The organism is Ewingella sp. C233 (assembly GCF_055407225.1).
On sequence record NZ_JBUZRI010000001.1, the window covers coordinates 2,360,239 to 2,375,190 of the forward strand.

A 14,952-nucleotide genomic window follows, 5' to 3' on the forward strand; every position below is an offset into this window, starting at 1 on the left:
GCTAGAATATCTCTGCTTTCGAACTCAGGCACCGCGCTGGAGCAGCATCGATTTGATATGGCCGATGGCTTTCGTCGGGTTCAACCCCTTCGGACACACGCTGACACAGTTCATGATGCTGTGGCACCGGAATACACTGAAAGCGTCGTCCAGATCATCAAGGCGCGATTCAGTTTCGGTATCGCGGCTGTCGATCAGGAAGCGGTAGGCCGCCAGTAAACCGGCCGGACCGACGAACTTGTCCGGGTTCCACCAGAAGGATGGGCAGGACGTCGAGCAACAGGCGCAGAGAATACATTCGTACAATCCGTCCAGTTTTTCGCGATCGATCGGCATCTGTAAATGCTCACGGGCCGGAGGATTTTTCCCATCATTCAATAAGTAAGGCTTAATCTTCTCATACTGCTTATAGAATTGCCCCATGTCCACTACCAGGTCGCGAACGACCGGCAAACCAGGCAAAGGACGAATGACAATCTTTTTGCCATTCTTCTGTAAAACAGAAACCGGCGTGATACAAGCCAGACCGTTCTTACCGTTCATGTTGACACCGTCAGAACCACAAACGCCCTCACGGCAGGAGCGACGGAAAGAGAGCGTCGGATCTTGCTCTTTGAGCTGGATTAACGCGTCCAGCACCATCATGTCGCGCCCTTCTTCCGCTTCCAGCACGTAATCTTTCATGTGCGGAGCGTCGTCAATGTCCGGGTTATAGCGATAAATCGAAAATTCGAGTCTCATAATTTTGCCCTGCTCATGCCCTAGTAAGTACGCGCTTTCGGCGGGAAAGCCGCACGAAGCTTAGGCTGCATGTTCACCTCACGGCGGGTCATGCTTTCGGTTTCCGGCTGATAAAGCGTATGGCAGAGCCAATTGGCGTCATCACGGTCAGGGAAGTCGAAGCGGCTGTGCGCCCCACGGCTCTCGGTGCGGTAATTGGCAGAAACGGCGGTAGAGAAAGCTGTTTCCATCAGGTTATCCAGCTCCAGGCACTCAACACGCTGGGTGTTAAACTCCGTAGACGTGTCATCCAGACGTGCATATTTCAGACGTTCACGGATCACTTTCAGCTGTTCCAGACCTTCGGCCATCGCATCACCTTCGCGGAAGACCGAGAAGTTATGTTGCATACAGGTTTGCAGATCTTTGCGGATTGCCACCGGATCTTCACCGGAGCGGGTATTGTTCCAGCGGTTCATGCGCTCAAGGGAGACATCGATGTCATCTTGGGTCGCTTCACGGCTTTCGCCCTGCTCGTTGATCGACTCCTGCAAATGCAGACCTGCCGCACGGCCAAACACCACCAGATCCAGCAGCGAGTTGCCGCCCAGACGGTTGGCACCGTGAACCGATACGCAGGCAATTTCGCCGACGGCGAACAGGCCAGGGATCACCACATCTTCGCCCTTTTCGTTCACGCGCAGCGCCTGACCGGTCACTTTAGTCGGAATTCCGCCCATCATATAGTGGCAGGTTGGCAGAACAGGAATAGGTTCTTTGATTGGGTCAACGTGAGCAAAGGTGCGCGAAAGCTCAAGAATACCCGGCAGGCGGGATTCCAGAACGTCACGTCCCAGATGATCAAGTTTCAACTTCACGTGCGGGCCCCACGGACCTTCACAGCCACGGCCTTCGCGGATTTCGATCATGATGGAACGCGCCACCACGTCACGACCCGCCAGGTCTTTAGCATTCGGCGCGTAACGCTCCATGAAGCGTTCGCCATCTTTGTTCAGCAGATAACCCCCTTCACCGCGACAGCCTTCTGTCACCAGAACACCGGCACCCGCGATACCCGTCGGGTGAAACTGCCACATTTCCATATCCTGCACCGGCACGCCTGCGCGCAGCGCCATACCCACGCCGTCGCCGGTGTTGATGTGTGCGTTCGTGGTGGACTGGTAAATACGGCCTGCACCGCCAGTCGCCAGCACGGTGGCCTTGGCTTTGAAGTAGACCACTTCACCGGTTTCGATACAGATTGCTGTACAACCGACAATCGCACCATCCTGGTTTTTCACCAGATCCAGCGAGTACCATTCGGAGAAAATCGTGGTGCCGTTTTTCAGGTTTTGCTGATACAGCGTGTGCAGCAACGCGTGACCGGTACGGTCGGCCGCTGCCGCAGTACGTGCCGCTTGTTCGCCGCCGAAGTTTTTCGACTGGCCGCCAAACGGACGCTGATAAATTCGGCCGTCATCAAGACGGGAGAATGGCAGGCCCATATGTTCCAGCTCAAGAATCGCTTCCGGGCCGGTTTTGCACATATATTCAATCGCGTCCTGGTCACCGATGTAGTCGGAGCCTTTGACGGTATCGTACATATGCCATTCCCAGTCATCCTCATGGGTGTTACCCAGCGCAACGGTAATACCGCCCTGCGCTGACACCGTATGGGAGCGGGTCGGGAATACTTTGGAAATCAGGGCACAGGTCTGGCCCGTTTGTGAAATCTGTAATGCGGCACGCATACCGGCGCCACCCGCACCGATAACCACTGCATCAAACTCTCTGACTGGCAGGTTCATTGACTACGCTCCCCAAACAACGATCGTTCCATAAAGTAGATAAACGACTAACGTCACGATAATGGCCAGTTGCAGCACCAGTCGTACAGCCAGCGGCTTGACGTAATCCGTTAACACCTGCCACATACCAATCCACGCGTGGATCAAAATCGACAACAGCGTCAGCAGGGTAAATACTTTGGTAATGGAGGAAGCAAAGAAGCCTTGCCAGACATCAAACGTAATGTCCTGAGCAATGACAACAAAGCCTACGATATAGAGGATATAAAGAGTAATGACGATAGCCGAGGCACGCAGCAGTAGCCAGTCGTGCACGCCATTGCGTCCTAATGCCGAAACATTGTTTACCATACAAAGACTCCAGCCAGAATTGACAGCAGGACGGTAAGACCGATCACCACTTGGGCAGAACGGGTACCGACAGCCAAATTCTCTTCGAGATAGCCAAAATCCATCAGCAAATGGCGGATGCCACCGCAGACGTGATAGGCCAGAGCAGTGAGTATTCCCCAGAAGATGAATTTAACGACGAAGCCATTCATGATTTCAGCTGCGTGTGCAAACCCTTCGGGAGAAGAGAGCGACATGCCGAGCAGCCAGAGGAGGATACCTACAGCGACGAAGGTAATTACGCCGGAGACACGATGTAAGATGGACGCTATCGCAGTAACAGGAAACCGGATCGTTTGCAGATCCAGATTGACAGGTCTTTGTTTTTTCACGGTTATGCCCACACACCTCATAGAGCCTTTTCGTATCGCGGCGAGCGCGTTGATGACGAAGGCACTTATTATTTTCCTTCCCCCGGCCTGGGCGGTGTCAGACAGCAATCAGGGCAAAAGCCCTCACCTTATTGCGCTCAAACAACGACATCCATTGTGAATAAGCAGCGCAAAGAGTGCATTTTCGAATGATAAAAAATGTTGCTGGGTGCTCCTACTTCAGGGTAACCCGGAGACCTGCGGCAAAGTATAGGTTGATCACATTCCTATTACAATTCCCCTACAAACGCTTTGGTCACATTTCTGCGAAACAGTGATTTGACTCGCATTTTTCACAATCAATACAAAATAAATTATGTAGTTTGACATTGGATCAACATTTCCATTACATATTACCCATTCGCTCGCTTCCGTGATGACTTCGACAGACACATCCGCGCTTCCCTGTTAGGCCAAGTTATGCAAAAGTGGGGATGGTGTAAAACCTCAATGTCGTCGCGAGTTATCTTCAAATTGAGCACAAGAAAATAATGATCTATCGAATCTTTAACAACGATGAAACGCCGCTTGTCCGTCAAATAGTGGTCTAAGGCCACAAACCGACTGCGCTCTACGCTCCCTTCCCAAATCGATCGCAGAGCCGCCGAAATAATAATGACGGAGCTTCGGGTCGCATTTCAGGCTGTTCAGTTGTTGAGGATTTTTAAAATAAAGGCGCTAAGGAGACTGTAAATGGCTGATAAGAAAGCGACACTTACCCTACAAGGTCAAGACCCTATTGAACTCGACGTGCTATCCGGCACATTGGGCCAGGACGAAATTGATATTCGTACCCTCGGCTCAAAAGGCTTGTTCACCTTTGACCCCGGCTTTACCTCTACTGCATCCTGTGAATCTAAAATTACCTATATCGACGGTGACGAAGGTATCTTGCTGCACCGTGGGTTCCCAATCGACCAGTTGGCCAAAGAGTCCAACTTCCTGGAAGTGAGCTACTTGCTGCTGTATGGCGAAGCGCCAACCCAGAAACAGTACGAAGATTTCAAAAAAATCGTCGAACGGCACACGATGGTTCACGAGCAGATCACCCGCCTGTTCCACGGTTTTCGCCGTGACTCACACCCGATGGCTGTGCTGTGCGGTGTGACCGGCGCGCTGGCTGCGTTCTATCACGACTCCATCGATGTTGAAAACGAACGTCACCGTGAAATCGCCGCGTACCGTCTGCTGTCCAAAATGCCGACCGTCGCCGCCATGTGTTACAAATATTCCATCGGCCAGCCTTTCGTTTACCCACGTAACGACCTCTCCTATGCCGGTAACTTCCTGCATATGATGTTCGCCACACCGTGCGAAGAGTATGTGGTAAACCCGGTTCTGGAACGCGCCATGGACCGTATTTTGATCCTTCACGCTGACCACGAACAGAACGCCTCTACCTCTACCGTGCGTACTGCCGGTTCATCTGGCGCTAACCCGTTCGCCTGTATCGCTGCCGGGATTGCCTCCCTGTGGGGACCGGCTCACGGCGGTGCCAACGAAGCCGCACTGAAAATGCTTGAAGAGATCAGCAGCGTTGATCACATCCCGGAATTCATCAAACGTGCGAAAGATAAAAATGATTCGTTCCGTCTGATGGGCTTCGGTCACCGTGTTTACAAAAACTACGACCCGCGCGCGACTGTGATGCGTGATACCTGTCATGAAGTGCTGAAAGAACTCGACCTGAAAGACAATAACCTGCTGGAAGTGGCGATGGAGCTGGAACACATCGCGCTGAACGACCCGTACTTTATCGAGAAGAAACTGTACCCGAACGTCGACTTCTACTCAGGCATTATTCTAAAAGCCATGGGTATTCCGTCTTCTATGTTCACCGTGATTTTCGCGATGGCGCGTACCGTAGGTTGGATCGCTCACTGGAACGAAATGCACCAGGATGGCATTAAAATCGCCCGTCCGCGTCAGCTCTATACCGGCTACGACAAACGTGATTTCCACTCTCAGCTGAAAAAGTAATGACTCTTTTGTCATAGCTGAAAAACGCCAACTTTTAGGTTGGCGTTTTTTTGGCTGCCTTAAAGTAAGTATTTACTCATTCTGAACGCCGACGAGTGTCAACTGGGGAGGATAATGGGTTTCTTTAGAATCAAACGTATAAGTATCCCCATTCTTTTTCGTATCCCCACTAATACAAAATGCAATTTGTTTTTTGCCTTGTTGCTGAGCTTGTTTCACCATGCTAGTAACATCAAAATCGCGATATTGTTTTTCTTCGTCCAGATACAATCCTGAATAGGTTTTATAATTACAGACAGGATGATTATTCCAGGTGACCGTATTTTCATCCCAATCGGTTGTTGTCGGATAAATATAAATCGTTTGAGCACCACTTAACGTTGTTCTTGCACCATACAAATGAACACTGTATTTAAATAATGCAGCTTGCTCAGCAGAGTAATTTTCAGGCATTTCTGGAATCTGATATTTCAGCAATGTTATTTTTTCCGGATTGCCACTTTCACTGGCGTTAGAGGTATCGCCCTGAATAATTAAATCCTGAGAGCCGCCAAAATTCTTATCACTGTCTTCTTTATTACTCACATACGTATCGGCAATAGGATCGACATAATGATAAGGCATATAGCTGGTGCAATCATAATTATTATTCATGCAGCGCTCAGTCATGAATTTAGCAGCATCTGGAGTCCAACCATTGATAAAATCGCCATGCGCTGTATAAATACTGCCCCATTGATCAATACGCTGATCGCCATTCATAATGGGGTCCAGTGATAGCTGAACGTTCTTCAAATCCAGCGAAGCCAGTCCGGGGAACAGATAGGCAATATTCATATTAACCGTAGGAATGTGCTTTGGGTAATCAGCGGGGCAGGCGCCGCTGGAATCGGCATAAACGGCGTTAGGTTTATGCGTCGAACCCGACGGTTTGGCGGTAATCGTCGTGCCATCCCAGCAATTGGGGAACTGAATGGCAATATTTAACTGGATCGGTTGAGTGGCGGATGGCGGCAGACAAGTACGGTCCGCGCTATGGCTATAGCCTTTACCGTCATTACAAAGAAAATTAATAACAGAATTAGGCCCGGTGCCTTTGTGATCTCCGGCCAGAAGTTGTAAACCATCCGGAAATGACGTCAGTGGATATTCAGTACTGTTGACGGTCTGATAATACGTCTTTTGGTACGCAGGGCGAACTTCCATACCATCGGGTAATCTCAGCGACGGGGCCCAATAAGCCGATGAATCAGCCAGATCGGTACAGGTTGTAGTGGGTTTTTGCTGTAAAGTATTATAAGTCGATGATGCATCTGTACTGGTATTACCAAAAAAATCATGCCACATAGCACGACCAGGCATTCCGAACATTAAAATAGCGTCATCACCCAAAGTATGACTATATGAACACTTCACACTCGTTTGATAGTTATCCGCATAAGTTGCAAAGGGAATAAGACTCAGACTGCAAGTTGATATCAATAAGATCTTAGTATATTGACGCATAGAATATCCTCACATCATTAAATTAAGAAAGAGCAACAAAGGGAATTCATTGCTTCCTTCTCAGTATATTCTTCAGCGACAACACTAAAATTATTATTAGCTTATTCATCAATGGCACAACATATTTACTATTATTAAACCTGACAAACCGGACACCAAAAGAAAGGCCGCGATGACACGCTGCCTTTCACTATCGGGTCGTCGCAGCGTGCGCAGGGTTTCCCGGTGCGGCCAAACACATTGAAGCGAAACAGCGCGCCGTGATGCACATTTTCATCCATCGTACCGCGCGTTGCATACGACAAACGGGCGACGGACAAACAGGCATCGGCCAGCGCATCAAGTTCGGCATCATTGAGCTCTTTCGGCTTATGCCCCGGCAGCAGCTTTGCCAGCCACAGGATCTCTGCACGCAGATAATTGCCCAATCCGGCCAGAAATGCCTGATCCAGCAACATACCGCCAAGCTGACGATTGCAGAACTTAGGAGAAAGTAACCGCTCACGTACCTGAGCGATCGTCAGGGTGCCGTCTAGCACATCCGGTCCGATACGTTGCAGAAACGGATGGTTTTCGATCTCCGTCGTATCGTAAATACCGATCTCCGATGCGCTGTACAACAGGATAGACGCATCGGGGGTTTCCAGTTTCACCCGCAGTGAACGCTGGGTTTCTTTAGGTGCTTCGCCGGCGTTGACCACCCGCCAGACACCGTACAGCTGATTGTGGCTATAGAGCGTCAGACCGTTGGAAAAGTGAGTCAGCAGCGCTTTGCCACGGGTTTCAATCGCCGTGACTTTGGTACCCCTGAGCGCTGACTGGTAAGGTTTTAGCGAGGGAAACGCAAACCAGACATCGGTGAGCGGTTTATTGACGACCGCGCGTACCAGCAAATCGGCCGCGCGGCGAATTTCAGGGCCTTCAGGCATCAGTGTGTTGCGCCTTCCGCCACCCGTAAATCCTGCTCGGTATGCAGGGCAATCGCGATGGTCAGCTCAAGTGCCTCAAGCACAGTTTTTACCGACATGCTCGGCTGGCCGGGGTGCGCCGCCGCCTGCTCCGGCAGATACGGAATATGGATAAATCCGCCCTTCACGACTTTGCAGCTCGGCTGCGCCAAACGGTGCAACAGGCCATACATAATGTGATTGCAGACATAGGTTCCCGCCGTTTGCGAAACCGAGGCCGGAATACCCGCTTCACGTAACCCGTTCACAATCGCCTTAATGGGCAGTAGGGAAAAATAGGCCGCCGGACCCTCACTAATAATTGGCCGGTCAACCGGCTGATTACCGTCGTTATCAGGAATGCGCGCGTCATCAACGTTGATGGCTACCCGTTCAACACTGAAATCAGCCCGGCCACCGGCCTGCCCCACCGCAATCACCATCATAGGGTCAACTTCATCAATCGCCGCATTCAGCGCGTCGATAGCTTTGCCAAAAACGCAAGGAAGCTGGCGGATCACAATGCGGGCCCCCGAGAGTTCCAGATCTTCGAGCTGCTTCACCACTTCCCATGACGGATTCAGACGTTCGCCGCCAAAGGGTTCGAATCCGGTAACCAGAACTTTACGCATAGCTACTCCTGATATTGTTAAGAAAATCAGCCCGCGCTGACCAAAATATCTTGTTCACGAAACGCGCCCCGCAGACGGCGGGCAAAGTCGAGAGCGTGTTCACCGTCACCATGTAGACAAACGGTATCGGCTTTTACCTGAACGCGGACTGCATCGCGACTGTTTACCGCCTGCTGCTGCACCATCATCAGCGTTTGCTGTAAGGCCAGCTCATCGCTTTCAATAAGTGCACCGGGCTGGCTGCGCGGCACTAACGTGCCATCGCTTCGATAGCCACGGTCAGCGAACACTTCCTGGCGCGTTGTCAGGCCCAAACGTTCACCGGCACGAATTAATTCACTGCCCGCCAGCCCCACCAGCCGCAATGTCGGATCGACCGCATGCACAGCATGGGCGATAGCGTCGGCAAGCGCGGAGTCAGTCGCCGCCTGGTTGTAAAGCATACCGTGCGGTTTGACGTGAACCATTTTTGCGCCTTCAGCCTGACAGAGTGCTGCCAACGCGCCGAGCTGATAGACCACCTGCGCAAATACCGTTTCCGGCGGCAGCTGCATGGCGGTACGCCCGAAGTTTTCACGGTCCGGGAAACTCGGGTGTGCGCCAATCGCCACGCTATATTTCAGCGCCCATCGCACCGATTGCTGCATGGTCTGTGCATCACCGGCGTGAAATCCGCAGGCGATATTGGCTGAGCTGACCAACTGCAATAAGGCTTCATCGTTGGCGCAACCCTCACCGAGATCGGCGTTCAGATCGACAGTGATTTTAGCGACCATGCAGACCCCACTTTATCTGTTCAATAAAGCGTTGCTGCTCATGTAACGCTGTTTGCGCTTCATCGAGTGAACACTTCACAAAATGCACCGGCTCGCCCAGACGGATCTGGGCCAGATTGTACAAATCCGCTTCGATAACACAGGCGATGCGCGGATAGCCACCGGTTGTCTGGGCATCGGCCATCAGCACAATCGGCTGGCCACCGTGAGGAACCTGCACCACGCCCGGCAACAGACCGTGCGAGAGCATCTCACGGTCTGTGTCACGCTTAAGCGCGTGGCCGTGCAGGCGGTATCCCATACGGTTACTTTGCGGACTAAGCTGCCATGACGTACGCCAGAACGAATCGCGCGATTCCGCACTGAATTCTTGATACTCCGGCCCCGGCAACGCACGAATACGGTTGCCGAACAGCAACTGTTTGATACCAATAGGCTGCTTCGGCTCCGGTCCTTTTTTGCCAACCGGCAGATGGTCGCCGTCGCGCAGCGGATGCCCGGACAGGCCGCCAAAGCCGGTTTTGAGATCGGTACTGCGTGAACCCAGTACCTCAGGTACATCAATACCGCCCGAAACCGTCAGATAGCTGCGCATACCACGCGTCGGGGTTTTCATGGTCAGGATCTGGCCGGGCTTCACGGCGTAACGCCAGCCGGTCCACAAGGGTTTACCGTCCAATTCGGCGTGGCAGCCGGCGCCAGTCAGTGCTATCCAGCCCGCACGGTTAAATTCTGTGCTGAACTGCCCGAGAGTGATTTCCAGTCCCGCTGCGTTCTCATCATTACCCACCAGCAAATTGCCGATGCGCAGTGCAGGAGCGTCCAGCGCGCCCGTCTGACTAACCCCAAGCTGGCGGTAGCCGCTGCGGCCTAAATCCTGCACGGTGGTAAATATTCCGGCGCGAAGAATGTTTAACATATGCCCTCCTTCAGCGGAACAAAGCGGACTTTGTCGCCCGGACATAACAGACTTGGCTGCGATTTTTTCGGGTCAAACATAGCCAGTGACGTATGACCAATCACCTGCCAGCCGCCAGGGGTGATCAGCGGGTAAATCCCGGTCTGACTGCCGCCAATGCCGACTGATCCCGCAGGAACCGCCAGACGCGGCTCAGCATGACGTGGCGTCGTCAGGGCTTCTGGCATACCGCCGAGGTAAGGGAAACCGGGCTGAAAACCGAGGAAATAGACGATGTAGTCAGCACCGGAGTGCAACTCGACCACCTGACGCGGGCTCATGCCGGTATGTTGCGCCACGAAATCCAGATCGGGGCCACCGTTGCCGCCGTACACCACCGGGATCTCAATCAGCCGCGAATCTGGCTCGACCGCCTCGCTCTCTTCCCACCAGCGCTGCAAACGTTCAATAGCGTCCAGCGCGGAACTCTGCGCATCTGACAGCAGCACCGTCAGATTATTCATGCCGGGGATGGTTTCACGTACGCCCGGATAAACCTCGTGGTCCTGCAAACGCTGCGCCAGACCCCAGATCCGCTGCTGGCTTGCCAGCGAAACCGGCGGTTCAAGTTCCAGTACGACTGCGCGTTCGCCCAGCAGATAACATCGTGCTCGTTGCACAAAACACTCCTAAGAAAAGGTTGCCGTGATAAACCATCAACGGAAAGAAAATCGTTATGCTAAAAATAGTTAAGTTGTAAACAGTTATGCTGGAAAGCGACCCGCAATGTCAACTCATCTGCCGCGGCCAAAACACCCCTTCGGGTTTCGCCCGCGGGTTTCAACTGCTACTCTCCCCTATATCGCTGTTTTCTCAACCCAAGTCATTGGCGTTGCGGCAAGGCAGCAAGGGAAAGAATCCCGATGAGCTTACTCAAGTAAGTGATTCGGGTTCTTGAGTGCAGCGAACGTTGCTGCAAATTCAAGTACGAAGGGAAGAGAGTGAAGAAGCCGTTGGCCCTGTTTTTTCCGCTATATACCACTACGCTGCTGATGCTGCTCGGCTCAGGCTTACTCACTACCTACATCTCTTTACGGCTGTCGGCCATTCACGTCAGCGGCGCAATGATCGGGGCGATCATTGCTGCCAACTACGCAGGGCTGGTGATTGGCGGAAAAATCGGCCATATCCTGATTGCCCGCGTGGGTCATATCCGCGCTTATGTCTCCTGTTCGGGCATTATCACCGCCGCCGTACTCGGCCACGGTTTAACCGAAATCATCCCGGTGTGGGTGGTGCTTCGTCTGATCATCGGGCTGTGCATGATGGTGCAATATATGGTGCTGGAGAGCTGGCTGAACGATCAGGCAGAATCGGCCCAGCGCGGTGTCGTGTTTGGGTTTTATATGGTGGCGTCCTATCTCGGGATGGCACTCGGTCAGATCGTTCTGATGCTCAGCGACGGCCTGGGGATGAGCACGCTTATCATCATCGCACTCTGTTTCGCGCTCTGTCTGGTGCCGATTGCGCTGACCACGCGAACCAATGTCGGGCATATGTCCCCGGCGCCAATGGAACTGAAATTCTTTATCAATGCCATTCCCAAAGTACTGGCGATCACGTTGCTGATTGGCATGGTGGTTGGTTCGTTCTATGGGCTGGCGCCGATTTACTCCAGCCAGCAGGAATTCACCACTCAGCAAACCGGCCTGTTTATGGCACTGGCGATTTTCGCCGGGCTGCTGGCTCAGTTCCCGCTGAGCTGGCTGTCGGATCACTATAATCGCAACATGCTGATGCGCATCAACGCCATATTGCTGGCGGTGGCGGCCCTGCCGCTGGCTGTCCTGACACATATATCCTTCCCGGTGCTGCTGGGCATCGGATTTGTGGTCAGTCTGATGCAATTTACGCTCTATCCGCTGGTAGTCGCGCTGGCCAACGATATGATAGAACCGGAACGGCGCGTGTCGCTTTCTGCCTGTCTGCTGATGGCATTTGGTGTCGGGGCCTGTATCGGGCCACTGGCGGTCGGTGCGCTGATTGAACCCTTAGGCGGGAATATTCTTTACGCGTTCTTCGCGCTGTGTGGTGCGGGGATTGTGGCGCTGAGCCGGACGTCTGCCAAAGAAGAAGAGACGGTTATGGCCGTGGATGCCCCACTGCCGCATATCGCCATGCCGGACAGCCTGAGCAGTTCACCGCTGTCACCGGCGCTGAACCCGGCGTTTGATGAGCAACTCATTCAGGACACCATGCCTGCGCCGGAAATGAGCAGTGAAGATGCTGCCGCCAATGACGTGATCAATGACAATACGTCACCCGCGGAAACTGAAGAGGAGAGTCCGTTCGCGCCGCAGGGTGCGGACCCGGATGCCGACACCGGCCTGCAGCGCGCCTTTACCCTGCTGGAAGACAGCGCACCGGAAGAAGCGCTGCCTGAAGGGGAAAACCGCGTAAAATAGTTTAGCCTTTTAAGCCGGGTTATCGATGTCGATGAACTTGATTTCAAACCCATGTTCAGCAGCCAGCCATTCACCCAGCGCTTTCACGCCATAACGTTCTGTGGCGTGATGGCCTGCTGCATAAAAATGCAGGCCCATTTCACGGGCGATATGAATGGTTTGCTCTGACACTTCCCCGCTGATAAACGCATCAACACCAAATTCTGCCGCCTGCTGAATAAAGCCCTGACCGCCACCGGAGCACCACGCCACGCGACGGATTTCCTCCGGCCCGCCCTGCGCACTGTGCAATACGTTTCTGTCGAGCAGTACTTCAATGCGCTGGCGCAGTGCTTCACCGCTCAGCGGTGTATCCAGCTCACCGTACGGCACCAGCGGCATCACTTCACCCTGCACGGTAATGCCAAACATTTTCGCCAGCTGGGCATTGTTTCCCAGTTGCGGATGGGCATCGAGCGGGAGATGGTAGCCGTAGAGATTAATATCGTTGAGCAGCAAGGTTTTCAGACGGTTACGCTTCATGCCACGCACCACCGCCGGTTCGTTTTTCCAGAAATAACCGTGATGCACCACGATGGCATCAGCCTTATGCTCTACCGCCGCGTCGAGCAAAGCCTGCGAGGCCGTCACGCCGGTGACAATACGTTTGACCTCTGCGCGGCCTTCCACCTGTAAGCCGTTCGGAGCGTAATCCTGGAAGGTGTTCACCTCGAGTTTTTGATTGATCAAGGTTTCTAGCTGGAGGTTATTCATCCGATACCATCTCTTCATTTGGGCTGATTCTTCCGATGATAACCGACAAAAGACAATGCCCCAACCCTGTGCAGAATCAATACCCCGAACAGGTTGATTGTTATTCTGATTGCTCCGCATCTCAATGGAATGATTGCCATGGAAGAGGAAAGGAACAACATCATTATTGTCGGCGGGGGGATCGCCGGGTCGACCTGCGCCCTGCTGTTAGCTCGCGCGGGATTCAGCGTACTGCTGCTGGAAAGAGGTCCCCAGGCCGGGAGTAAAAACTGTTCAGGTGGTCGGCTTTATACGCACAGCCTGGACCTTATTCATCCCGGTTTTGCGAAAACCGCGCCACTCGAAAGAGTGATCACGCAAGAAAGGCTCTCCCTGCTGACGGACCACAGCATGACCTCGCTGGATCACCGCCAATCAGTTGCTCAAGCGTGCTCATGGTCAGTGCTGCGAGCCCGCTTTGACCCATGGTTGATGATGCAGGCAGAAACAGCTGGCGCACAATGCCTGACAGATGTGCGCGTTGACAGCCTGGCCATGGAACAAGGGAAAGTTGTTGGTGTAAATATAGGTGACGACACACTGTACGCTGGGATAGTTATTTTGGCCGAAGGTGCCAATACGCTGCTGGCCGAACAGCATCAACTCATCCCCAAACCCGCGCCGCAGGCCATGAGTACAGGGGTAAAAGAAATTCTTGCTCTGCCCAGGGAGAGAATCGAAGAACGTTTTGGGCTGGAGGATAATCAGGGCTGCGCATGGCTGTTTGCCGGTCAGCCAACCGGCGGAAAAGTCGGAGGGGGTTTCCTTTATACCAACCGTGACAGCCTGTCTCTGGGCGTAGTGTGTAACCTGTCAGCGCTGGGTAACGGGCAGCAAAGTCTGCCGAATATGCTGGAAACGTTTAAAAAGCATCCCCTGCTCCGCCCGCTGCTTAAAGGTTGTGAACTGATGGAGTACAGCGCGCATATGATCCCCGAGGGTGGCTTCAATCATCTGCCTCCGCTGTCGGGGGATGGCTGGTTGCTCGTCGGTGATGCGGCGAGATTATGTTTGCATACGGGCCACACCGTGCGGGGCATGGATTTGGCGGTGACCTCCGCACAGGCCGCCTCCACGACCTTGATTAACGCCCGGATGTATGGCTTCAGCGCCAGCGCACTGGCCGCCTATTCACAACACCTTCGACGCAGTGCGCTGTGGCCACTGATGCATCAATACCGGCATCTGCCCGAGCTGCTGCTGGCGTCACCGCATCTGTTCAACGACTACCCGCAACTGTCTGCCGACCTTCTGTACAGCCTGTTTGATGTCAGTGCAAAGCCCTCTCTGCCGCTGCGCAAACTGTTGTGGCGGCATGCCCGCAAGGCCGGAATATGGCGATTATTGAAAGATAGCCTGAAAGGAGCGCGAAGCCTGTGAGTGACCTCAATCTGAACGACAAACTGAGCAAGAACCACTACCTTCCGCCATCACTGCCCGCGCCCATTATGCTGGTGAGTGAACCGCAGCACGCGGCGCTTAAACAACTGGTCTACGCCTGTCCGGCGGGTTTATACCGGATAAATGAACAGGGCGATGTCCGCTTTGAACCCCACGGCTGTCTGGAGTGCGGCACCTGCCGGATACTGTGCGGTAATAACGTGATTGCTCACTGGCACTACCCGCAAGCCGGTTCAGGGGTCATCTTTCGTTTCGGATAAAGTTGA

15 protein-coding genes are annotated in these 14,952 nt (G+C 53.3%); 4 read left to right on the plus strand and 11 right to left on the minus strand.

Features of this window, described 5'->3' with window-relative positions; all coding sequences use genetic code 11:
• Positions 1-24 precede the first annotated feature (24 nt).
• The 4 genes from ACZRKO_RS10680 to sdhC are packed head-to-tail and all read right to left on the minus strand — an operon-like array spanning position 25 to position 3,262.
• A complete protein-coding gene (locus tag ACZRKO_RS10680; protein ID WP_140470472.1) occupies positions 25-741 on the minus strand; it encodes a succinate dehydrogenase iron-sulfur subunit in 717 nt (238 codons plus the stop codon).
• 20 nt (positions 742-761) lie between these two features.
• Positions 762-2,528: a succinate dehydrogenase flavoprotein subunit gene (gene sdhA, locus ACZRKO_RS10685; protein ID WP_463737158.1), complete on the minus strand. Its 1,767-nt coding sequence runs from the start codon at positions 2,526-2,528 to the stop codon at positions 762-764.
• A 3-nt stretch (positions 2,529-2,531) separates the two neighbouring features.
• Entirely contained in the window at positions 2,532-2,879 is a 348-nt protein-coding gene (sdhD, locus tag ACZRKO_RS10690; protein WP_463737159.1) for a succinate dehydrogenase membrane anchor subunit, read from the minus strand.
• A complete protein-coding gene (gene sdhC / locus ACZRKO_RS10695) occupies positions 2,873-3,262 on the minus strand; it encodes a succinate dehydrogenase cytochrome b556 subunit (RefSeq protein ID WP_463737529.1) in 390 nt (129 codons plus the stop codon). The genes sdhD and sdhC overlap by 7 nt, the downstream gene beginning before the upstream one ends.
• Positions 3,263-3,982: 720 nt before the next feature.
• Between sdhC and ACZRKO_RS10700 the strand changes: the two genes are divergently transcribed.
• The gene (locus ACZRKO_RS10700; RefSeq protein WP_463737160.1) at positions 3,983-5,269 is read left to right on the plus strand and encodes a citrate synthase; all 1,287 of its coding nucleotides are present in this window, start codon (positions 3,983-3,985) and stop codon (positions 5,267-5,269) included.
• Between the two features lie 72 nt (positions 5,270-5,341).
• Here the strand turns inward: ACZRKO_RS10700 and ACZRKO_RS10705 are convergent, their stop codons facing one another.
• The 6 genes from ACZRKO_RS10705 to pxpB form a co-directional block, all read right to left on the minus strand.
• Entirely contained in the window at positions 5,342-6,775 is a 1,434-nt protein-coding gene (locus ACZRKO_RS10705) for a CBM96 family carbohydrate-binding protein (RefSeq protein ID WP_463737161.1), read from the minus strand.
• 134 nt (positions 6,776-6,909) lie between these two features.
• Positions 6,910-7,704, minus strand: a complete 795-nt coding sequence (gene nei / locus ACZRKO_RS10710) for an endonuclease VIII (protein WP_463737162.1) — start codon at positions 7,702-7,704, stop codon at positions 6,910-6,912.
• Complete coding sequence (pcp, locus tag ACZRKO_RS10715) at positions 7,704-8,354, minus strand: pyroglutamyl-peptidase I (RefSeq protein ID WP_463737163.1); 651 nt, start codon at positions 8,352-8,354, stop codon at positions 7,704-7,706. Before pcp ends, nei begins: the two co-directional genes overlap by 1 nt.
• Positions 8,355-8,380: 26 nt before the next feature.
• The gene (pxpA, locus tag ACZRKO_RS10720) at positions 8,381-9,118 is read right to left on the minus strand and encodes a 5-oxoprolinase subunit PxpA (protein ID WP_463737530.1); all 738 of its coding nucleotides are present in this window, start codon (positions 9,116-9,118) and stop codon (positions 8,381-8,383) included.
• A gap of 1 nt (position 9,119) precedes the next feature.
• Entirely contained in the window at positions 9,120-10,049 is a 930-nt protein-coding gene (pxpC, locus tag ACZRKO_RS10725; protein WP_463737164.1) for a 5-oxoprolinase subunit PxpC, read from the minus strand.
• Positions 10,043-10,708, minus strand: a complete 666-nt coding sequence (gene pxpB / locus ACZRKO_RS10730; protein WP_463737165.1) for a 5-oxoprolinase subunit PxpB — start codon at positions 10,706-10,708, stop codon at positions 10,043-10,045. The genes pxpC and pxpB overlap by 7 nt, the downstream gene beginning before the upstream one ends.
• Before the next feature lie 321 nt (positions 10,709-11,029).
• Here pxpB and ACZRKO_RS10735 point away from each other — a divergent pair, with 321 nt between their 5' ends.
• Entirely contained in the window at positions 11,030-12,493 is a 1,464-nt protein-coding gene (locus ACZRKO_RS10735) for an MFS transporter (RefSeq protein WP_463737166.1), read from the plus strand.
• Between the two features lie 9 nt (positions 12,494-12,502).
• Here ACZRKO_RS10735 and ACZRKO_RS10740 read toward each other — a convergent pair whose 3' ends face one another.
• Positions 12,503-13,246, minus strand: coding sequence for a type 2 GTP cyclohydrolase I (locus tag ACZRKO_RS10740; RefSeq protein WP_463737167.1), 744 nt, complete (start codon positions 13,244-13,246; stop codon positions 12,503-12,505).
• Positions 13,247-13,384: 138 nt separating this feature from the next.
• Here ACZRKO_RS10740 and ACZRKO_RS10745 point away from each other — a divergent pair, with 138 nt between their 5' ends.
• Complete coding sequence (locus tag ACZRKO_RS10745) at positions 13,385-14,665, plus strand: FAD-dependent oxidoreductase (RefSeq protein ID WP_463737168.1); 1,281 nt, start codon at positions 13,385-13,387, stop codon at positions 14,663-14,665.
• Positions 14,662-14,946 carry a ferredoxin family protein gene (locus ACZRKO_RS10750; protein ID WP_463737169.1) on the plus strand — a complete coding sequence of 95 codons (285 nt, stop codon included), beginning with the start codon at positions 14,662-14,664 and terminating at the stop codon, positions 14,944-14,946. The genes ACZRKO_RS10745 and ACZRKO_RS10750 overlap by 4 nt, the downstream gene beginning before the upstream one ends.
• Positions 14,947-14,952 lie beyond the last annotated feature (6 nt).

Excerpts from the sequence above, each read along its gene's own strand:
- ACZRKO_RS10680 (WP_140470472.1), bottom strand. The coding sequence starts at position 741 with ATGAGACTCGAATTTTCGATTTATCGCTATAACCCGGACATTGACGAC.
- sdhA (WP_463737158.1), bottom strand. The coding sequence starts at position 2,528 with ATGAACCTGCCAGTCAGAGAGTTTGATGCAGTGGTTATCGGTGCGGGT.
- sdhD (WP_463737159.1), bottom strand. The coding sequence starts at position 2,879 with ATGGTAAACAATGTTTCGGCATTAGGACGCAATGGCGTGCACGACTGG.
- ACZRKO_RS10700 (WP_463737160.1), top strand. The coding sequence starts at position 3,983 with ATGGCTGATAAGAAAGCGACACTTACCCTACAAGGTCAAGACCCTATT.
- ACZRKO_RS10705 (WP_463737161.1), bottom strand. The coding sequence starts at position 6,775 with ATGCGTCAATATACTAAGATCTTATTGATATCAACTTGCAGTCTGAGT.
- nei (WP_463737162.1), bottom strand. The coding sequence starts at position 7,704 with ATGCCTGAAGGCCCTGAAATTCGCCGCGCGGCCGATTTGCTGGTACGC.
- pcp (WP_463737163.1), bottom strand. The coding sequence starts at position 8,354 with ATGCGTAAAGTTCTGGTTACCGGATTCGAACCCTTTGGCGGCGAACGT.
- pxpC (WP_463737164.1), bottom strand. The coding sequence starts at position 10,049 with ATGTTAAACATTCTTCGCGCCGGAATATTTACCACCGTGCAGGATTTA.
- ACZRKO_RS10740 (WP_463737167.1), bottom strand. The coding sequence starts at position 13,246 with ATGAATAACCTCCAGCTAGAAACCTTGATCAATCAAAAACTCGAGGTG.
- ACZRKO_RS10745 (WP_463737168.1), top strand. The coding sequence starts at position 13,385 with ATGGAAGAGGAAAGGAACAACATCATTATTGTCGGCGGGGGGATCGCC.